The sequence below is a fragment of the Cellulophaga sp. L1A9 genome, assembly GCF_009797025.1.
In the GTDB taxonomy this organism is placed as follows: domain Bacteria; phylum Bacteroidota; class Bacteroidia; order Flavobacteriales; family Flavobacteriaceae; genus Cellulophaga.
On the sequence record NZ_CP047027.1, the window covers coordinates 1,808,481 to 1,827,871 of the forward strand.

The 19,391-nt window shown below is 35.2% G+C and carries 21 protein-coding genes; all 21 read left to right on the plus strand.

What is annotated here, in order from left to right; all coding sequences use genetic code 11:
* Window positions 1–30: 30 nt before the first annotated feature.
* Window positions 31–363, plus strand: a complete 333-nt coding sequence (locus GQR94_RS07730; RefSeq protein WP_158974947.1) for a helix-turn-helix transcriptional regulator — start codon at window positions 31–33, stop codon at window positions 361–363.
* Window positions 364–411: 48 nt separating this feature from the next.
* A complete protein-coding gene (locus tag GQR94_RS07735) occupies window positions 412–879 on the plus strand; it encodes a DUF6428 family protein (RefSeq protein WP_158974948.1) in 468 nt (155 codons plus the stop codon).
* A 1-nt stretch (window position 880) separates the two neighbouring features.
* Window positions 881–1,369 carry a GNAT family N-acetyltransferase gene (locus GQR94_RS07740; RefSeq protein ID WP_158974949.1) on the plus strand — a complete coding sequence of 163 codons (489 nt, stop codon included), beginning with the start codon at window positions 881–883 and terminating at the stop codon, window positions 1,367–1,369.
* A 12-nt stretch (window positions 1,370–1,381) separates the two neighbouring features.
* Window positions 1,382–2,011, plus strand: a complete 630-nt coding sequence (locus GQR94_RS07745; protein ID WP_199271548.1) for a low molecular weight phosphatase family protein — start codon at window positions 1,382–1,384, stop codon at window positions 2,009–2,011.
* Between the two features lie 11 nt (window positions 2,012–2,022).
* On the plus strand, window positions 2,023–3,066 hold the full coding sequence (gene arsB / locus GQR94_RS07750) for an ACR3 family arsenite efflux transporter (RefSeq protein ID WP_158974950.1): 1,044 nt from the start codon (window positions 2,023–2,025) through the stop codon (window positions 3,064–3,066).
* 164 nt (window positions 3,067–3,230) lie between these two features.
* Complete coding sequence (locus GQR94_RS07755; RefSeq protein ID WP_158974951.1) at window positions 3,231–4,094, plus strand: MBL fold metallo-hydrolase; 864 nt, start codon at window positions 3,231–3,233, stop codon at window positions 4,092–4,094.
* A gap of 58 nt (window positions 4,095–4,152) precedes the next feature.
* Window positions 4,153–5,793 carry a S8 family peptidase gene (locus GQR94_RS07760; RefSeq protein WP_158974952.1) on the plus strand — a complete coding sequence of 547 codons (1,641 nt, stop codon included), beginning with the start codon at window positions 4,153–4,155 and terminating at the stop codon, window positions 5,791–5,793.
* Window positions 5,794–5,918: 125 nt separating this feature from the next.
* Window positions 5,919–7,766: a M1 family metallopeptidase gene (locus GQR94_RS07765; RefSeq protein ID WP_158974953.1), complete on the plus strand. Its 1,848-nt coding sequence runs from the start codon at window positions 5,919–5,921 to the stop codon at window positions 7,764–7,766.
* Window positions 7,767–7,964: 198 nt separating this feature from the next.
* Window positions 7,965–8,408, plus strand: coding sequence for a ribonuclease P protein component (gene rnpA / locus GQR94_RS07770; RefSeq protein ID WP_255451551.1), 444 nt, complete (start codon window positions 7,965–7,967; stop codon window positions 8,406–8,408).
* A 49-nt stretch (window positions 8,409–8,457) separates the two neighbouring features.
* Entirely contained in the window at window positions 8,458–10,086 is a 1,629-nt protein-coding gene (locus tag GQR94_RS07775; protein WP_158974954.1) for a S41 family peptidase, read from the plus strand.
* A 158-nt stretch (window positions 10,087–10,244) separates the two neighbouring features.
* Window positions 10,245–11,120, plus strand: coding sequence for a YegJ family protein (locus GQR94_RS07780; RefSeq protein ID WP_158974955.1), 876 nt, complete (start codon window positions 10,245–10,247; stop codon window positions 11,118–11,120).
* 118 nt (window positions 11,121–11,238) lie between these two features.
* Window positions 11,239–11,751, plus strand: coding sequence for a GNAT family N-acetyltransferase (locus GQR94_RS07785; protein ID WP_158974956.1), 513 nt, complete (start codon window positions 11,239–11,241; stop codon window positions 11,749–11,751).
* A gap of 145 nt (window positions 11,752–11,896) precedes the next feature.
* Window positions 11,897–12,829, plus strand: coding sequence for an NAD-dependent epimerase/dehydratase family protein (locus tag GQR94_RS07790; protein WP_158974957.1), 933 nt, complete (start codon window positions 11,897–11,899; stop codon window positions 12,827–12,829).
* Window positions 12,830–13,069: 240 nt separating this feature from the next.
* A complete protein-coding gene (locus tag GQR94_RS07795; protein ID WP_158974958.1) occupies window positions 13,070–13,291 on the plus strand; it encodes a hypothetical protein in 222 nt (73 codons plus the stop codon).
* A 50-nt stretch (window positions 13,292–13,341) separates the two neighbouring features.
* Window positions 13,342–13,695: a hypothetical protein gene (locus tag GQR94_RS07800; protein ID WP_158974959.1), complete on the plus strand. Its 354-nt coding sequence runs from the start codon at window positions 13,342–13,344 to the stop codon at window positions 13,693–13,695.
* Window positions 13,696–13,706: 11 nt separating this feature from the next.
* Window positions 13,707–14,507 carry a hypothetical protein gene (locus GQR94_RS07805; RefSeq protein WP_158974960.1) on the plus strand — a complete coding sequence of 267 codons (801 nt, stop codon included), beginning with the start codon at window positions 13,707–13,709 and terminating at the stop codon, window positions 14,505–14,507.
* Between the two features lie 452 nt (window positions 14,508–14,959).
* Window positions 14,960–15,307, plus strand: coding sequence for a hypothetical protein (locus GQR94_RS07815; protein ID WP_158974961.1), 348 nt, complete (start codon window positions 14,960–14,962; stop codon window positions 15,305–15,307).
* 98 nt (window positions 15,308–15,405) lie between these two features.
* The gene (locus tag GQR94_RS07820) at window positions 15,406–15,891 is read left to right on the plus strand and encodes a hypothetical protein (protein ID WP_158974962.1); all 486 of its coding nucleotides are present in this window, start codon (window positions 15,406–15,408) and stop codon (window positions 15,889–15,891) included.
* Window positions 15,892–15,953: 62 nt separating this feature from the next.
* On the plus strand, window positions 15,954–16,577 hold the full coding sequence (locus GQR94_RS07825; RefSeq protein WP_158974963.1) for a bifunctional 2-polyprenyl-6-hydroxyphenol methylase/3-demethylubiquinol 3-O-methyltransferase UbiG: 624 nt from the start codon (window positions 15,954–15,956) through the stop codon (window positions 16,575–16,577).
* A gap of 200 nt (window positions 16,578–16,777) precedes the next feature.
* Entirely contained in the window at window positions 16,778–17,437 is a 660-nt protein-coding gene (locus GQR94_RS07830) for a hypothetical protein (protein WP_158974964.1), read from the plus strand.
* A gap of 185 nt (window positions 17,438–17,622) precedes the next feature.
* Window positions 17,623–18,840, plus strand: a complete 1,218-nt coding sequence (locus GQR94_RS07835; RefSeq protein ID WP_158974965.1) for an NADH:flavin oxidoreductase/NADH oxidase family protein — start codon at window positions 17,623–17,625, stop codon at window positions 18,838–18,840.
* Window positions 18,841–19,391 lie beyond the last annotated feature (551 nt).

A 19,391-nucleotide genomic window follows, 5' to 3' on the forward strand; every position in this document is an offset into this window, starting at 1 on the left:
AATCGTAATATTGCAATATAACAATTAAGTATGGGCTTAGCTAAATCAGAAATATTTACAGCAGAACAAAACGAAATAGCAAATTTTGCTAAGGCTTTTGGGCATCCTGCTAGAGTGGCTATTTTACAACATCTATTTAAAATAAATTCTTGTATTTGTGGTGATCTAGTAAATGAAATTGGTCTTGCACAGCCCACCATTTCTCAGCATTTAAAAGAGTTAAAACATTTAGGACTAATCAAAGGCACCATTGACGGTACTAGTGTTTGTTACTGTATTGATGCCGTTAATTGGGAAAAAATGAAATCTAAAATGGAACTCTTATTACATCTAGACCATCCGAAGGAAAACGATTGTTGTTAAAAAAATTTGAATCTATTCATCGTAATATCACAATAAAACAATTTCATTATGAAACTATCAGAAATAAAATCGCACTTAAAAAATTTAAAAACTATTGCTTTTCAATTGCCAGACGGCTCCTTAGTACCTAGTCACTTTCATGTAACAGAAGTAGGTAAAGTAACTAAAAACTTTATTGATTGTGGTGGTACTGTCCGCAATGAAGAAGTCGTTAATTTTCAACTGTGGAATGCAGATGATTATGACCACAGACTACATCCAGAAAAACTAGTTCATATTATTGAATTATCTGAGAAAACCTTAGCTATTCCAGATTTAGACATTGAAGTAGAATACCAAGGAACAACCATTGGTAAATTTGGGTTAGACTTTAATGGAACTAATTTTTTACTAACTACCAAACAAACAGATTGTTTGGCAAAAGATAATTGTGGTATTCCAGAAGCAAAACCAAAATTAAAAATGGCTACCCTAGAAAGTGGAAATTCTTGTACTCCTAACTCTGGATGCTGCTAAAATGAAAATTGTACCCATTACCGAAACTAATTATCCGCTGGTTGCTAAGATTTACCAAGAGGGCATTAGTACCGGTATGGCTACTTTTGAGACTACCGTCCCCTCTTGGAGAAACTGGGAAAAAGCCCACTTAAATATTGGAAGAATTGCCATTATAGATGCGGAAAAAATGCTTGGTTGGGCTTCTTTAGCTCCAGTTTCTAACAGATATGTCTACCGCGGCGTAGCCGAAGTAAGCGTTTATGTTGCGGAGAATGCCAGAGGAAATGGGGTTGGAAAAAAGTTGCTCTTAGAATTAATAAAGATTAGTGAGGCCCATACGATTTGGACCTTGCAAGCCGGCATCATGACCACAAACATACCAAGCATACAACTGCATACATCCTGTGGTTTTAGAATTATTGGCTACCGCGAGAACATTGGCAAACTAAAAGAGACCTGGCTAGACAATACCCTATTAGAAAGAAGAAGTACAATTATTGGAATATAAAACAACCTAAAAATGACACTAACAACAACTTTATTTGCACCTATTGAAAACGTTATTGCTTCCTTGCAACCGAACACCGTAACTGAAGAAAGAAAACAAACGCTGCAACCTTTGGTAGATTATATCCAAAGTAAAGTAGAAACTGACCAGTCTGTTCGTTTAAACTTTATATGCACTCATAACTCACGAAGAAGCCACCTATCGCAAGTTTGGGCCCAAGCAATTGCCAATTACCTGAACATTAAAAATGTATCTGCTTATTCTGGAGGAACAGAAGCTACTGCTCTTTTTCCTATGGCTGCAGAAACATTAAAAAGCGCTGGTTTCCAAATTAAAACGCTTTCTGAAGGTACTAACCCTGTTTATAGTATTAAGTATGCACCAAATGAAGCTCCAATCATTGGTTTTTCTAAAAAGTACGATGATAGTTTTAATCCTGAATCTGAATTTGCAGCAATCATGACATGCTCACAAGCCGATGGGGGTTGTCCTTTTATTGCAGGCGCAGAAAAGCGTATTCCTATCACCTTTGAAGATCCTAAGGCTTTTGATAATACACCGCAACAGGCAGAAAAATATAAAGAGCGTAGCTTACAAATAGCAACAGAGCTTTTATACGTATTTTCAAACATTAAAGCATAATTCCAAAGACCATGAAAAAACTAAGTTTTTTAGATAATTATTTAACCGTCTGGATTTTTATTGCCATGATTATTGGCGTGCTAATAGGTAATTTTTTTCCTTCTTTTCCAGCTATTGTAAATGGCGCCAGTAGCGGCTCCACCAATATTCCTATAGCTATTGGATTAATTTTAATGATGTACCCGCCTTTAGCCAAAGTAAATTATGCCTTACTACCAAAGGTGTTTAAAAACGTAAAAATACTATCCATATCCCTAATTTTAAACTGGATTATTGGGCCTATTTTAATGTTCATATTAGCCATTGTCTTTTTACAAGATCATCCTCATTATATGGTTGGGCTCATTTTAATCGGCTTAGCTCGTTGTATCGCAATGGTTTTAGTTTGGAATGATCTTGCAGAAGGTAGTAGCGAATATGGCGCAGGCCTTGTTGCTTTAAATAGCATTTTTCAAGTATTTGCCTATAGTTTCTATGCGTGGTTATTTATTACCGTATTACCTCCGTATTTTGGTTTTGAAGGTGCTATTGTAGACATCTCTATTGCTACCATAGCCGAGAGCGTGGCTATTTACTTAGGAGTTCCGTTTTTATTGGGTATTCTAAGCCGCATCATTTTAGTAAAATTAAAAGGAGAAGAATGGTACACACAGAAATTTATTCCTACCATTTCACCCATAACTTTAATTGCACTGCTTTTTACCATTGTCATCATGTTTTCCTTAAAAGGAGAATTAATTGTGACCATTCCTGGAGATGTTTTATTGATTGCCATTCCCCTACTCATCTACTTCACTTTAATGTTTGTTATAGGGTTCTTCTTTACTAAAGCTATGGGAGCCACTTATGATAAGACTGCCGCCGTAGCCTTTACAGCTGCAGGTAATAATTTTGAATTAGCCATTGCGGTAGCTATTGCAGTATTCGGACTCAATTCTGGAGAAGCTTTTACAGGGGTAATTGGTCCTCTAGTAGAAGTTCCTGCATTAATTCTATTGGTACGTGTTTCCTTTTGGCTGCGAAAGAAATACTTCGGTAAAGAGGTACATTCCTAATTAATATGAGCATAATACGCATTTAGGAGCGTTAAAAAGTCTTAATTAGTCATTCTATTTTTAACGATTTTCTTAAATTTCACGATTATTTGATTGAAATAGGAAGAATATCACAATTCCGGCTTCTAAATTTCAATCATATTCATCTTATTTTTTAGACGTCTATGAAATTATACCCAATAGAAACTGGCAATTTTAAGCTAGATGGCGGTGCTATGTTTGGCGTAGTGCCAAAAACACTATGGACAAGAACCAACCCTGCAGACGCCTCCAATAGAATAGATCTTGCTGCCCGTAGTTTATTAATTGAAGAAGGCAATCGCTTAATTCTTATTGATACCGGAATGGGAAATAAACAATCCGATAAATTCTTCGGGTATTATGACATGTGGGGAGATCATACCCTTGAAAAATCGTTGAAATCCCACGGTTTTCATAAAGATGATATTACGGATGTTTTTATGACGCATTTGCATTTTGACCATTGTGGAGGAAGTGTTCAGTGGAATAAAGACAGAACTGGTTATGAACCTGCTTATAAAAATGCCAAGTTCTGGACCAATAAAGAACATTGGCAATGGGCTACAGTACCTAATAACCGTGAAAAAGCCTCTTTTTTAAAAGAAAATTTACTTCCCATGGAAGAAAGTGGACAACTTCATTTTATAGAACGCACCAATACTACAGACTTTCAAATTTCATCAGAATTAGGATTTAACATTCTATATGTAGATGGTCACACAGATAAGCAAATGATTCCTCAACTGCAGTATAAAGGAAAAACACTGGTCTTTATGGCAGATTTGCTTCCTACCGTTGGGCATATTCCTTTACCTTTTGTCATGGGATATGACACCCGCCCTCTGTTAACATTAGCCGAGAAAGAAAAATTTCTAAATAAAGCTGCTGCTAACGACTTCTATCTTTATCTAGAACATGATGCACACAATGAAATTTGCACGGTACAAGAAACAGAAAAAGGAATCCGTTTAAAGGACATTCACACCTTCAATAGCATTTTCGAATAAGCATATTCACAATTATTTATAACTCAAAAATCAATATAGTTTTTAAAACTACTCAAGTATGACTACTAATTTTTCCAAATCAATTTTAGGGCTCGCCATTTGCTCTTTACTTTTATCAAGCTGTGGTACTACAGCACCAGTACTTATTAGCACCCCTATAGAAAACATCGATGCCATTCCGCTAAAAATAGCAGATTTATCAGATGCTCAAAAGAAAACCTGGGGTCACCTAGATCTTACCACAGATACGATTCCTGGAATGGCTGTTGAAAAAGCGTATAGCGACATCATAAAAGGAAAAAAAGGAGAAAAAATCATTGTTGCTGTGTTAGATTCAGGAATGGATTTAGAACATGAAGACTTGGTAAATGTATTGTGGACCAATACAAAAGAAATTGCTGGGAATAACAAAGATGATGACAATAATGGGTACATAGATGATATTCATGGCTATAACTTTTTAGGAACATCTTATAATGAACAATTAGAGGCTGCTAGAATTTTACGTCTTAATTTAGGCGATGCTGAAATGCAAGCAAGAGCAAAAAAGGTAATTGATGCCGATGCTCAAAAATACTTAGCCTATAAAAATCAGTTGGACCAAATGCTTCCTGCTATTAAAAGTGCGGACGCAGCTATTACAGCGCATTTAGGTAAAAGTGATTACACTAAAAAAGAAGTTGCTGCTATTTCAACAGAAGATGCTACTTTATTACAGAGTAAATCTATTGTAACTCAAATGTTTGCTTATGGTGATTCTATGGCAGAAGTGATAACACAATTAGAAGGTGATATCGATGGCTTAATAGAACGTTTAAACTATAACTTAAATGTTGATTTCAATGGTAGAACTGAAGTTGGTGATAACCCATACGATATTAAAGATTTAGGATACGGAAACGGAAACCCTCAAAATAGTGTAGACACTGAAAGTCATGGTACGCACGTTGCTGGTATCATTGGTGCACAACGTGGAAATGGAAAAGGGGTAGATGGTGTTGCTAATAATGTGGCAATAATGAGCATTAGAGCAGTACCCAATGGTGATGAGTACGATAAAGATATTGCTTTAGGTATCCGTTATGCCGTAGACAATGGCGCAAAAATCATCAACGGTAGTTTTGGTAAAGCCTTCTCTCCAAATGCAGAATGGGTTTATGATGCTATCAAATATGCAGCTTCTAAAGATGTATTATTTGTACATGCTGCCGGTAATGAAGGTGAAGATTTAGATGACCCAACCAATGCTAATTTCCCAAATGATCAAATAAACAATGGTGCAGAAATTGCAGATAATGTAATTACAGTAGGGTCATTAACGGCTAAATACGGTTCAGGGTTGGTTTCTACTTTTTCTAACTACGGAACTATTAATGTAGATGTATTTGCTCCTGGTAGCGATATTTATGCTACAGTGCCAAATAATAAATATGAATACAATAGTGGTACATCAATGGCATCTCCTGCAGTTGCTGGGGTTGCAGCATTAATTTGGTCTCAATATCCATCATTAAAAGCAAGCCAAGTAAAGAAAATTATCTTACAATCTGGTTTAACCACTAAAACACAAGTAACTGTTCCGGGAGAAGATGCTGGTGCTAAAGAATTTTCTGCTTTATCAAAATCAGGAAAAATGGTAAACGCATACAATGCATTGCTGCTTGCTGAGCAAATCGCTTCAGGAAAAGTAAAATTATAAGAATTTCGCTAAAAAGACCTAGCAGAACTAAAAAGGTCATAGAAATTTTAAGTGATGCTTTTAATTTCTATGACCTTTTTATCTTTAAGGCAATTGACTAATTATACTCCAATAAATAAATGACAATGAAAAAAACAATTCTCAGCCTTTTGGTTTTGGTTACGAGCCTTAGTGGTTTCGCCCAAAACACTTCGTATTGGCAACAACATGTAGATTACACTATGGATGTAAACATGGATGTAAAGACACACCAGTACACAGGAACTCAAAAATTAGTATACACCAACAATTCTCCAGACGCATTAAACAAAGTATATTATCACTTGTATTTTAATGCCTTTCAACCGGGGAGTGAAATGGATCGGCGTTTACAAAGCATCGCAGATCCTGATGATCGAATGATGGCCGATGGAAAAAGTAGAATTTCTACGTTACAGCCTGATGAAATAGGATACTTACATCCTACTTCACTTACCCAAAACGGAAAGTCTGTTACGTTTTCAGAAGAAGGTACTGTTCTTGTTGTTACGTTAGCAGAAGCTATACCAGCAGGAGGTACAGCAACTTTTGATATGGTTTTTAAAGGTCAAATTCCTATTCAAATTCGCCGTTCTGGTCGCGATAGCGAAGAAGGTGTTGCGCTTTCTATGAGTCAGTGGTATCCAAAACTAGCCGAGTATGATTTTGAAGGATGGCATGCAGATCCGTATATCGCACGTGAATTTCAAGGCGTATGGGGAGATTTTGATGTAAAACTTACGATAGATAAAAACTACACTGTAGGTGGAAGTGGCTATTTACAGAATGCACAAGAAATTGGTCATGGTTATGAAGCACCTGGAACCAAAGTAAAAAAACAAAAAGGAAAAACCCTTACTTGGCATTTTAAAGCTCCAATGGTGCATGACTTTATGTGGGCTGCAGATCCTGAATATGTTCACGATACCTTACAAGTTGAAAACGGACCAATGCTTCACTTTTTATACAAAGACAAAGCGGAACTTAAAGAGAACTGGAAAAAATTACAGCCTAAGGCTGCTGAAATGATGCAGTTTTATAGTAAAAATGTAGGGCAATACCCATACGATCAATACTCCATTATTCAAGGTGGTGATGGCGGAATGGAATATGCTATGGCTACTTTAATTACTGGAGAGCGTAAATTTGGAAGCCTTGTTGGGGTTACTGCCCATGAAATGGCACACTCTTGGTTTCAACATATTTTGGCCTCAAATGAAGCCAAACATGAATGGATGGATGAAGGGTTTACAAGTTTTATATCACACCTATACATGAATGAATATATGGGCGAGAAAAAAACAAATCCGTTTGAAGGGTCTTACAAAGGGTATAACTACTTAGTAAAATCTGGTAAGGAACAACCACAAACAACACATGCAGATCGTTATGCTGAAAACATGCCATATAGTATTGCTGCCTATAGTAAAGGAGAAATATTCTTAGCACAATTAGGGTATATCATTGGTCAGGATAAATTGATGGAAACCTTAAAGAAGTATTTTACAGATTTCAAATTCAAGCACCCGACGCCTAATGACATCAAAAGAACTGCTGAAAAGGTTTCTGGAATGGAATTAGATTGGTATTTGACAGATTGGACGCAAACAACAAATACTATTGATTATGGAATCAAAGATGTAGTTGCCGTAGGTGAGCAAACAAAAGTAACTTTAGAGCGTATTGGTTTAATGCCAATGCCTGTTGATGTATTGGTGGTTTATACTGATGATACTCAGGAAACATTCTATGCACCACTTAGAATGATGCGTGGCGAAAAAGAAAACCCTTACCCTAATTTAGAACGCACCGTTTTAGAAGATTGGCCATGGGCTTTTCCAACTTATGATTTTATGATTTCTAAACCTTTGGCAACGATTAAAGCAATTGTTATTGATCCTTCACAATTAATGGCTGATGTAAATGCCGAAAATGGTGTTTGGGAAAGCAACTAATCTCTAAACGAGAATGCTATTGAAAAGGCGTTGCGAAAGCAGCGCTTTTTTTGTTTTTATCCTATTGGTTTTCCATGATTACTAATTGTAAAACAGAAAAGTAAATGGCTGTTCAAGTGCATCCAGAACTTCTAAGAATACAAAAAAATTCCCCACAACTGCTTCTCAATAATAACTATATCATTCGAAACAGTATCTTTGCAGCATACAGCAATAAAAACCGTGGAAGACAAGCCTAATTTTAGCTATTCAAGAGCAGAAAAATTAAAAAGCAAAAAGCTTTTTGAAATAATGTTTACAGAGGGAAAAAGCGTAGCTAATTTTCCGCTACGTGTTATTTATGTAAAAACGGACTTCAAAGATAATGTGGCCATAAAAGCTGGTGTTACCGTTTCCAAACGTAATTTTAAAAGTGCTGTAAAACGGAATAGGATTAAACGCATTTTACGTGAAGCATACCGCCTTAATAAATCTATTGTTCTTAACAATAGTACAGACAAGTATGCGTTGTTAATCTTATACCTAGGGAAAGAAATGCCCGAAAGTCACGCAATACACCAGAAAATGGAAGTACTGCTTGAAAAATTCGTCAAAAAAATAAGCCAAGAGCCCATAAAATCAATTCCAAAAGAAGTCAGCTAATTCCACCACTTGTGGTTGTTTTACTGAGCTATTCTAAATAAAAGTATCCATGAAAAAGCTGATTAAAAAACGTGTTATCATTCCTGTTTTTGCTCTCGTATTTATTATCGTTGGGAGTAGTTTTAAAAGTGATTTTTTCGAAATCGCAAAGCAGATAGAGATTTTCACTACTTTATTTAAGGAACTCAACATGAATTATGTTGATGAAACTAATCCTGCCGAGTTGATGGATGCTGCTATTAAAAGCATGTTGGAAGGCCTAGACCCTTATACCCGTTTCCTAAACGAACAAGATGTAGAAGCCTACAAAATAAGTAATGCTGGAGAATACTCTGGTATTGGTGCTATTGTACGAGCCTATAAAGATAAACTGGTAATTGTAGAACCGTATAAAGATAATCCGGCAGACAAAGCTGGCCTAAAAGCAGGTGATGAAATTATAAAAATTGGCGACATTGATGTTAAAGATTTTAAAGACAATGCCACTGAACTTTTAAAAGGTGCAAATAATACTAGTGTAACGGTTACCTATAAGAGGCAAGACGAAACAAAAACAACTACCATTACAAGAGAAGCCATTGAAGTAGATGCAGTACCCTATTACAAAATGGTAAATGAGCAAACAGGATATATCGTCCTTGCAAAATTTAACCAAAAAGCATCAGAACAAACCAAAGCAGCTTTAATTGATTTAAAAAATAAAGGCGCTCAAAAAATTATTTTAGATTTAAGAGGTAATCCTGGCGGGCTACTTTCGGAAGCCATAAATGTTACCAATCTATTTGTACCTAAAGGAGAACTGATTGTAACCACAAAATCTAAGGTTAAAAAATTCAACTCAGAATACAAAACAAAAAATTCTCCCGTAGACACAGAAATTCCTTTAGTGGTGTTAGTGAATGGCAGCAGTGCATCGGCAAGTGAAATTGTTTCTGGTGGCTTACAAGATTTAGATAGAGCCGTAATTATTGGCGCTCGTAGTTTTGGGAAAGGATTAGTACAACGTCCTTTAAAACTTACTTATGGTACACAATTAAAAGTAACCATTTCTCGCTATTACACGCCTTCTGGAAGGTGTATTCAATCCTTAGATTATTGGAATAGGGATAATGCTGGTAACGCTGTGAAAACAACAGATATTCACGACTTTAAAACCCGTAACGGTCGTAAAGTGCAAGATGGTGGTGGGGTTTTACCTGATGTAGAGATTACGGCATTAAAAACCAATACTCTTACAACAGCTTTACTTCGTGAAAATGCGATTTTTAATTACGCAACAGACTTCTATTACAATAACACCATTACAGATGTAGCCGCTTTTGAGTTTTCTGATGCCCATTTTGAAGCTTTTAAAAACTATATAAAATCATCTGGGTTTACGTTTGAAACTGCGACTGAAAAAGCATTGAATAAAGCCATGAGTTTAAACGATACTGATTTATTAGACACACAAGTACAAGAGAAATATCGTGAATTATTAGCCGAAATAAATACCAAGAAAATTACAGGCTTAGATAAATCTAAGAAAGAAATTAAAAAACAATTAGAAGATGAAATTATTACTCGTTACTTCTATAGCCAAGGCCTTTATGATTATTACTTAACGCATGATGATGCTATTTTAACCGCTACAGAGCTTTTAAATGATGCTTCAAAATATAAGAGTATATTGAAGTAATCGTTGTGTACTTAACAACATATAAAGCAAAGGCTACCCATTTTGGTAGCCTTTGCTTTTACCTAAATACTGCAGTTCATCTAATTCTCTTAGCAATACCGCTTTTTTTCTCTATTTTAGGAGGGAAATAGGTGTACTAGCCACAACAACAAAGCTATATGGGAATATTAAACAGATTATTTGGTAAAAAAAAGAAGGTAAGAACGCGTGAAGGAAACCCTGATGTCTACGATACTTCTAACGATAATGATCGGATGAATTGGGCAATAGAAAAGGCCAAACTTACCTTACATTATTTTGAAGAATGTGTGTCCAACCAGAAAGAGGAGCAACAGTATTTCTCTATAAAAGCGAGAATAGAAGATGCTGGTAAAATAGAACATATATGGCTTTTAGAGCCTAATTTTGATAGGGATGGCAACATCTTTGGAGTCGTTGGAAATGAACCTATAGATGTAACAAATGTCAGGATCAATGAAAAAATAGGCATCACGTTAAATGAAGTTTCTGACTGGATGATTATTGAAAATGGCAGGCTGATTGGTGGCTATACAATAAGAGCTATTCGAGACGGATTAACAGGGAGTGAATTAGCAAGCTTTGATAAAAACCTTGGCGGGATGTTAGTAGATGACGGAGAAGACTATTTTATTCCGAATCTTGAAACTCCAGAAGGAGCCATTTTAACATTAGAGCAAGCTTACGATCATGATGATTTAGAAACAGCGATGAGCTGTAAAGATTTTCATAAAGAAGCAGAGTTTATGCTAAAGAAAACCATTAAAATAGAAATTAATGAGGAGCTCATTGCCTCTACATCAGAATTACTGCGCCTGTCCTACATTAAAAATATGCAAGAACACGGCATGCCTAAATTTAACGGCATTAAAAGAGCTTTTAAAAGGCAGAACATCTCTGAAGAAAACTGTATTATAACGGAAATTTGTCAATACCCTGACGGCGGAAAATCGGCACAAAAATTCAACACCTATAAAATAAACAACCAATGGAAAGTTCTTGGGTTAGAAGACTAAAATTACATTACTCATAAACCTTAAACATTAATAAAACCACCCATGTCCGTTCGTGTTGTATTGAGACCTATTAGAGAAACAAAAGTTTAACTTTATTGTTTAGATCAATACCTCGAATATGCTACAAACAGACCGCCTTCAATTTAAACCCTTTCATAGCAACTATGAAGCTGCCTTAGAAAACCTGTGCTGCGAAAATGAGCTCGTCATGAAGACGACCCTCAAAAGTCGCGTGTTTACTAAGGCAGAATTTAAAGCCTTGGTCAAAGACGAATTTATTCATAGTGAAAAAGATTCCTTTGGGTTTTGGTGTGTTATCTCTCGAGAAGACGGTTCCCTTATGGGCATTTCAGGTATTCACCCTTGCCATTATCTAGAACGAGATTCTCACGAATTTGGGTTTATTCTTCACCATGACTATTGGGGTCAAGGTTTCGCTACCGAGATTGGGAATTTCTGGTTGCAGCATGCTAGAAACCAACTAAAATTGCCACAACTTGTAGCAACGGTACACCCAAACAATACAGCGTCAAAAAAGGTGTTACAAAAACTTGGCTTAAACCTCATCACTACATTTACAGCTCCAGAGCGTGGAGCACGTTGCTTGTTTTGCAAAGTATTGCTTGGTTAACAAGAAAGGCTCAGGTAGTGTTTTAAAATCATGAAACGAGAACATCTCAATCCTAAGTTTTACTTACATTTATATACTATTTAATAAGCACTATTCCCCAGTATCTTTGCAGTGGGGAATAACATTCTAAAGACAAAAAGAGAACATGCAGGTAATTTTAGGAGCAAACGGAATTATAGGAGAAGAATTGGCAAAAGAATTACGTGCCAAGTATACAGATAATATTAGGTTAGTGGGCCGAAACCCTAAAAAAGTACACCCAGAAGATCACTTATTTAAAGGCGATTTATTAAAATCTGAAGATGTTCATAAAGCTTTAGAAAATGCTAAAATTGCATATATGACTGTTGGGCTTCCCTACAAATCATCGGTTTGGTTAAGCGATTGGCCAAAAATTATGCAAAATGTCATTACAGCTTGTAAAGCCCATAACTGTAAACTTGTTTATTTTGATAATACGTATGCCTACGCCCAAGACAGTAAAATTCAGACTGAAGACACCTCTTTTAAATCAGAAGGAAAAAAAGGAATCGCCAAAAAAATAGCTGCAGAACTATTACTAAAAGCTATTAAAGAAAAAGAAATCTATGCGCTAATTTGTAGAGCCCCTGAATTCTACGGTCCTGGAAAAACAAAAGGACTTACAAATTCTCTGATTTTTGAACGACTAAAAATAGGAAAAAAACCAAAAGTATTTCTAAAAGACACTGTTCTAAGAACGCTAATTTATACCCCTGATGCCAGTAAAGCCATGGCATTATTAGGAAATACACCAGATACTTACGGACAGACTTGGCACCTCCCATGTGATGATAATCGGCTCACCTACAAAGATATTCTAGATGAAATTTCAAAACAATTAGGGCGTACGGTTCAGTATGATATACTTAGTTCTTTTGTATTAAAACTCAGCGCCTTTTTTAATGAGAACATGAGAGAAACACAAGAACTACTTCCTAGGTATACCATTGATAATATCTTTGATTCTTCTAAATTTAAGCAACGATTTCCCGATTTTAAAGTAACTTCCTATCCTGAAGGAATTAAGGAAATTATTAAAAATTTCGGAATAAAATAGGAACGAACGTCTGATACTGAAATGTAATGCTCGTTTGTTCTCCATTGAAGTTACACTGTAGCAACTTAGTATGACTAAAAAAATAGTAGCAACATGCTCCCTCCTAAAGAGTTTGCAAAACGAGTATTAAAATAGTCAGCTTTTGCAACCATTCTTATAGCGTTCTCTCTAGGGATCGGGGTTTTAGGATACCATTATATTGGTGACTTACATTGGATAGACAGTATCTATAATGCTTCCATGATTTTAACGGGCATGGGTCCTATTGATGAAATGAAGACCGATGCTGCAAAACTGTTTGCTTCTGTCTATGCTATTTTTAGTGGCGTTATTTTTTTGAGCACAGTAGCCCTCTTTTTTGCTCCTTTTGCCCATCGGTTAGTGCATCTCTTAAAAATTGAGGCGCAAAGACAGACAAATCTTAATCTTTTCTTTACAATTCAGAACAACATGACATGCTAATTTATGCTACTTTAGAATATTCTTTTTTTTTTGAGCTAAAGGAAACTTCAATGTGTAAAAATATAATTGCTCTTGTAATTTTATCCCTCATACAATTTCTGGCAAACTCCTACATCGACGATTGTAGTTGTTCTGAACCACAATCCTATGATCAAAGTTTTACGAATGCTAACGTAACGAATATCACGAATAATTATACTGACGCCAATCATGATAACTATCAGATTAGTATAAATGAATATAGAGAGTCCTACCACTTTAAGCTTAATAATATCTTAATCAACTTAACAAAAACACATGGTATTCCATATTCCGTTCTCTTTAAAATTACAGCAATTTTAGCCTCGGAAAATACCATTAGACCACAGATGCGCATGAGTACATTTAATAATAGAATTCCTTAAACGATATCCTTATGAAAAAAATAATATTCATTTTTATTCTTATCGCCTATGCTCCTCTCAAAGCACAAAATATAGACTGGGAAAAAAGTTGTTATAAAATAGAAAATGGATCTAATGACAGCCAGCATTGTTTATTAGAAGCATCACAGCGGGCAGAGCATTTATTTAATGTCTTGCCCAAATTAATAATTTACAAGTATGACCTAACTTCCAATGAATATATTCAGAAAGATTTTCAAAATAAAAAGCTATATAAGGCTTATAGTAATTCTATAGTGCGGCATGAAGCCTATGAGCTGCGTATAGAAATACCTACTTATAAAGAGCACGTTAGAATGATTGTATTTCTTACCGATTTGGATTTATTAGATATTGTGATGCAAGAATACACCAATGCAGACCGCCAAGATTTAGAAAAATTACTAGTAGAAAACGGAACTCCTTTACCCGCTGCAACAGCACAAATGCAGTATAAACCACAACGCGAATTTTACCTCAATACGCATAGTGAAATGTATGAAAGAGTAAAAGAGGTTAGTATAGATTATTCTGCAGAGCTACAAGGGGGAGCTCTAGTACCGCAACTTAACCTCCCTAATTATGAAAAGCCCTTTATAACCTATACTAATTTACAGCATGAAATATATTTTGAAGCTACTTATGCGGATAAATACCTTTTTAAAATTGAAATGAAAGGTGTAGAAAGTATCCATTCCTGTACCACCGCCCTAGCCTATATCGAAGAATATTTAATGAGCGTAGATTTTTCAGAGTTAGACCGTTCTTTCTATTTCAAGGCTGCAGCACAATAGCCTATTGGATCTAAAAATTTGTCCTATTTTTTTTGAGAATTAGGCCTGTATATGGCGCACCTGAAACCCTAAATTGTGATTGCGAAATTAGGGTGAGAATGATAGTGAGCATGCAATTTACTTTAACCGCAGCGCCATTGCTACTCAATATTATGCTAAAAAATTTACCAATAATGCTCCGGAAGTAAACACCCCTTTAGACCCCAGAACGCTATAATTTTCTCGAGGTTTATTAAAACTCAGCGCTTTTTTTAATGAAAACATGAGAGAAACACAAGAACTACTTCCTAGGTATACCATTGATAATATCTTTGATTCTTCTAAATTTAAGCAACGATTTCCCGATTTTAAAGTAACTTCCTATCCTGAAGGAATTAAATAGGAACGAACGTGTACTATTAAAATATAATTCTTACTAGAAATCTATTGAATATACACCGTAGCAACTTAGTATGACTAAAAAAAATAGTAGCAACATGCTCCCTCCTAAAGAATTTGCAAAACGAGTATTAAAATATTCAGTTTTTGCAACCATTCTTTTAACGTTCTCTCTAGGGATTGGGGTTTTAGGATACCATTATATTGGTGGCTTACATTGGATAGACAGTATCTATAATGCTTCCATGATTTTAACGGGCATGGGTCCTGTTGATGAAATGAAGACCGATGCTGCAAAGCTATTTGCTTCTGTCTATGCTATTTTTAGTGGCGTTATTTTTTTGAGCACAGTAGCCATCTTTTTTGCTCCTTTTGCCCATCGGTTAATGCATCTCTTAAAAATTGAGGATATTGATAACTAAAAAACGAAACGCAAAGACTGATGCCTATAACTAAAATAATGCTATGCCTGTGCCTTTTGGTACTGATGGGTTCCTGCGCTACCTTAAAAAAAAATGAAATGGCGGAGCATCAGATTAAATTAACGAATGAAAACCTACATTTAATCAACGGAACTTATGAAAATAATGAACGTATGAGTCCACCGTATTTAGATTATTTCTGGGGCTCTTATCTTAAGAATAAGGAATTTAAAGTCGTTTCTAAAAAGGTCTTTCAAGAGAAAAATCCATATGTCGTTACACTTAAAGTAGTAAATAAAAAGAAAGTGAATGCCACTGTTAAAATTAAGGGCAGTATTTTAAAAACCTATACCATTAGAGGTCGCGTTAAGAACGGATATTTTGAACAAAACAGAAAAATGTATATTCTACCAGCATTACTAATTAATGAATATCATTCCTCTAAGTTTAGAATAGGGCTTCTTGAAGATCATAAGTTAATTACCGATTTTAGGAAGATTGAATTTGGTACCGTATATTTTTTTAAACCCTATGAGAATTCTACATCATATTATAACCTACCACATAATAGTATAGCGGACTAAAGGAAAAAAATAATGCTACAAAAAGAACAAAGGTTTGCAACCCAATAAATACTAATAATACTATGAAAGAGGAATATCATAAAAAATGGAATACTGTATTTAGCGCCGATGAATATGCGTATGGAGAAGGTCCAAATGAATATTTAAAAGAACAGTTAAAGAATATAACTCCCGGTAAGCTTCTTTTCGCCGCTGAAGGCGAAGGCAGAAATGCCGTCTATGCAGCAACTTTAGGGTGGAACGTGTCTGCCTTTGATATTAGTGAACAAGGGAAAGAGAAGGCCTTAAAACTTGCCAAGGCAAATAATGTAGCCCTTGATTATAGCGTTGGCGAATTGCCAAGTTTAAATTATGCTAAAGAATCTTTTGACGCTATCGCCTTAATATATGCCCATTTTCTTCCTGAATTAAAGGCGGAGTATCATAAGGAGTTATGTAACCTATTAAAAAAAGGCGGACTCGTTATTTTAGAAGCTTTTAGCAAAAATCATTTGAAATATAGAGCAGCAAATCCAAAAGTAGGAGGACCCCAAAATATAGATTTTCTATTTTCCATTGAAGAAATAAAATCAGATTTCATGAATTTTGAAATTATTGAATTAGTAGAAAAAGAAATTGCGCTGAATGAAGGATTATATCACAACGGTATAGGCTCTGTAATTCGCTTTGTTGGACGCAAGAAGTAAAATAGTGCTAATTCGCACAACACCTTAAGCTATAGCTACGCGCTTAAAACACTTTTAAAAAAGGGCAAGATAAGGGCTTTAGTATGCGCTATTTTAAATGTGTAAAAGTGTAGATTTGAGATTCCATGAATTAGAAACCTGTGCCGTTTCGTATTCAAGAAATAGCTTCAAACACAAAAAATGACCTATCTTTTAGTCCCATGAAAATTAAATTTGTATTGCTATTAATTTTAGTCCTAATAGGGCTTTCTTATACAACAGCTGTAAAGGAAACGAACTCAAATAGAAAAATTAAGATTGAGTGGACCGAGCACTTGGAAGAGGATTTTTCTTTCAAAGAAAAATGGAGTTATCAGGAATTTATATATAAAAACAGACATGGACAGTTAAGTTGCGATGGAAGCTGTCCAGTAGAAATTGATCGAATGAAAGATGAATCTGGAAAAATTTATCAAGATTCATTGCACGCATTTTATGCGATTATTGATACCACTCATGTATTTCACTCTTTACGCTCTAAAAACAAAATGTATGAATATTCCGGAACAGATTATATCGATTTTCAAAAAATTAAAGGCGGAATTATAAGAGGGAAATCGGCAAATAATGTTTCAACAAACAGCAGTTTAATTATAGAAATACAAAATGATTCTTGTGCTGTTTGGGTTGACTTTAATAGTATTAGAGATTTGGGGCAACATAATTTTCCTCTTGAAAATGGAGCAATTAAAATTGACAGAAATCTATTTGAACAGGGAATTTTAAAAGCTGTATTCAATTTTAATTTTGAAAACACTTTAGAACCTAACAAAAACCTTTTTTGGAACGGTCAGATATATAGCAGTATAAAAACGGAATAAAAAGGTTGAATACAAAACAAAATTTTAACGAGGTGCCGCCATGAAGGAAGAAGCAAAATATCCGTGTAATACCTCACCCGCGAGCACGCAAAAAGCTATACCTTCGTGACCCTGCGGAAACAAAAAACAGAATACATCCTATTTCTACACTAAATTTTATTTAAACACTTTTTACCACGACGCTGATGAATGCATTACAAGAAGAAATGATTTTACCTAATGGAGTAATTCTGAGTAATAGAATTGCTAAATCTGCAATGAGCGAAAATTTATCAAACAGATATCATGAACCAACCCCTATTCTGTTAAACGCATATAAAGTATGGTCTAAAAGTGGTGCAGGATTATTGATTACTGGTAACATCATGATTGATTCTAATGCTATCGGGGAACCAAGAAATGTAGTTGTAGAAAACCGGAAAAACCTTAAAATCCTTAAGGAATGGGCTCAAACGGTAAAAGGTACCAACACCCATTTATGGGCTCAGATAAACCATCCAGGAAGACAAGCTATGGAGCTAATTAATAGCCATTTAAAAGCACCTTCTGCTATCCCTCTGAAAACTGGTGGGCGAAAAAATGCAACAAAAAAAGTGCCTGAGGTTTTAAGCGAAAAAGAAATTTTAGAGATTATTGAAGCTTTTGGAAATACAGCCCTTATATTAAAAGAAGCTGGATTTTCAGGAATTCAGATTCACGGTGCGCACGGTTATTTGGTGAGCCAATTTTTATCGCCTTATACAAATATTAGAGAAGATAAGTGGGGAGGAACCTTAGAAAATAGATCTAGATTTGTTGTAGAAGTGTATAGAAAGATTAGAGAATACGTTGGAGGTAGTTTTCCTATCGGAATTAAATTAAATTCTACAGACTTTCAAAAAGGTGGCTTTTCAGAAGAAGAATCAATGGAAGTTGTTAAAATACTTTCCAAAGAAGGAATAGATTTAATAGAAATATCAGGAGGAACCTATGAAGCTCCTGCGATGATGGGGAAACGTAAAGAGAGTACCGTACAAAGGGAAGCTTATTTTATAGATTATATTGAGAAAGTGAGAGCAATAACAAATACTCCTTTAATGTTAACAGGAGGGTTTCGTACCACTTCGGTGATGAAAGATGCTGTTGCTTCCAATCAATTAGACATCATCGGAATTGCCAGACCTTTTGCTGTGTTCCCAAACATAGGAAATGAAATACTCAATGAAACTCGGTTAAATTTTACTACAGCTATTAAAAAAACGGGAGTAAAAGTAATTGATGGTATGATGAATATCGTATGGTACGAATCTCAAATAAAACGAATAGGAAAAGGAAAAAAACCCAATCCTAAGTTAAGTGGATGGTCTGTCTTTTTTAACTATTTATGGTTGATACTAACGCACAAACTAAAAAGTAAAAAGTAAAACTAAGAAATCTTAATGCTCTCTTTGTTATTCTTTCTGATGTACTACTTAGTTTATAGCTTTTTACAAGAAAGCTACTTTAAGAGAGGCATACACTTTATACAATAAATACAAGTCTAGAATCGTGGATGCAAACCAGGATAGTTCAATTCCCGAAATAATTCGGCAAGTTCATGAAATTACTAAGCCTCGCAAAAAACGAAACTGTCAGTTCGAGTGCTTCGACCAACGAGAAAAGTGTATTGAGAACCCGTGGACACAGAAAGACTTCTCGATACTAATTACTTTTTCGCAAAAGCTCCAAAATAATTCACTCGAAGTGCCATCACGATTTCAACAACTGTCCTTGAAAATATAACAACGGTTCATGAAAACATCGGGGTTATCCAAAAACGAAACTGTCAGTTCGAGTGGCGCTTGTGTAGTGCTAACGAAATAAGCGTTGTATTGAGAACCCATGGACACAAAAAGACTTCTCGATACTAATTACTTTTTCGCAAAAGCTCCAAAATAATTCACTCGAAGTGACATCATGATTTCAACAACTGTCC

Excerpts from the sequence above, each read along its gene's own strand:
- GQR94_RS07730 (WP_158974947.1), top strand. The coding sequence starts at position 31 with ATGGGCTTAGCTAAATCAGAAATATTTACAGCAGAACAAAACGAAATA.
- GQR94_RS07735 (WP_158974948.1), top strand. The coding sequence starts at position 412 with ATGAAACTATCAGAAATAAAATCGCACTTAAAAAATTTAAAAACTATT.
- GQR94_RS07740 (WP_158974949.1), top strand. The coding sequence starts at position 881 with ATGAAAATTGTACCCATTACCGAAACTAATTATCCGCTGGTTGCTAAG.
- GQR94_RS07745 (WP_199271548.1), top strand. The coding sequence starts at position 1,382 with ATGACACTAACAACAACTTTATTTGCACCTATTGAAAACGTTATTGCT.
- arsB (WP_158974950.1), top strand. The coding sequence starts at position 2,023 with ATGAAAAAACTAAGTTTTTTAGATAATTATTTAACCGTCTGGATTTTT.
- GQR94_RS07755 (WP_158974951.1), top strand. The coding sequence starts at position 3,231 with ATGAAATTATACCCAATAGAAACTGGCAATTTTAAGCTAGATGGCGGT.
- GQR94_RS07760 (WP_158974952.1), top strand. The coding sequence starts at position 4,153 with ATGACTACTAATTTTTCCAAATCAATTTTAGGGCTCGCCATTTGCTCT.
- GQR94_RS07765 (WP_158974953.1), top strand. The coding sequence starts at position 5,919 with ATGAAAAAAACAATTCTCAGCCTTTTGGTTTTGGTTACGAGCCTTAGT.
- GQR94_RS07775 (WP_158974954.1), top strand. The coding sequence starts at position 8,458 with ATGAAAAAGCTGATTAAAAAACGTGTTATCATTCCTGTTTTTGCTCTC.
- GQR94_RS07780 (WP_158974955.1), top strand. The coding sequence starts at position 10,245 with ATGGGAATATTAAACAGATTATTTGGTAAAAAAAAGAAGGTAAGAACG.
- GQR94_RS07785 (WP_158974956.1), top strand. The coding sequence starts at position 11,239 with ATGCTACAAACAGACCGCCTTCAATTTAAACCCTTTCATAGCAACTAT.
- GQR94_RS07790 (WP_158974957.1), top strand. The coding sequence starts at position 11,897 with ATGCAGGTAATTTTAGGAGCAAACGGAATTATAGGAGAAGAATTGGCA.
- GQR94_RS07795 (WP_158974958.1), top strand. The coding sequence starts at position 13,070 with ATGATTTTAACGGGCATGGGTCCTATTGATGAAATGAAGACCGATGCT.
- GQR94_RS07800 (WP_158974959.1), top strand. The coding sequence starts at position 13,342 with ATGTGTAAAAATATAATTGCTCTTGTAATTTTATCCCTCATACAATTT.
- GQR94_RS07805 (WP_158974960.1), top strand. The coding sequence starts at position 13,707 with ATGAAAAAAATAATATTCATTTTTATTCTTATCGCCTATGCTCCTCTC.
- GQR94_RS07815 (WP_158974961.1), top strand. The coding sequence starts at position 14,960 with ATGACTAAAAAAAATAGTAGCAACATGCTCCCTCCTAAAGAATTTGCA.
- GQR94_RS07820 (WP_158974962.1), top strand. The coding sequence starts at position 15,406 with ATGGCGGAGCATCAGATTAAATTAACGAATGAAAACCTACATTTAATC.
- GQR94_RS07825 (WP_158974963.1), top strand. The coding sequence starts at position 15,954 with ATGAAAGAGGAATATCATAAAAAATGGAATACTGTATTTAGCGCCGAT.
- GQR94_RS07830 (WP_158974964.1), top strand. The coding sequence starts at position 16,778 with ATGAAAATTAAATTTGTATTGCTATTAATTTTAGTCCTAATAGGGCTT.
- GQR94_RS07835 (WP_158974965.1), top strand. The coding sequence starts at position 17,623 with ATGAATGCATTACAAGAAGAAATGATTTTACCTAATGGAGTAATTCTG.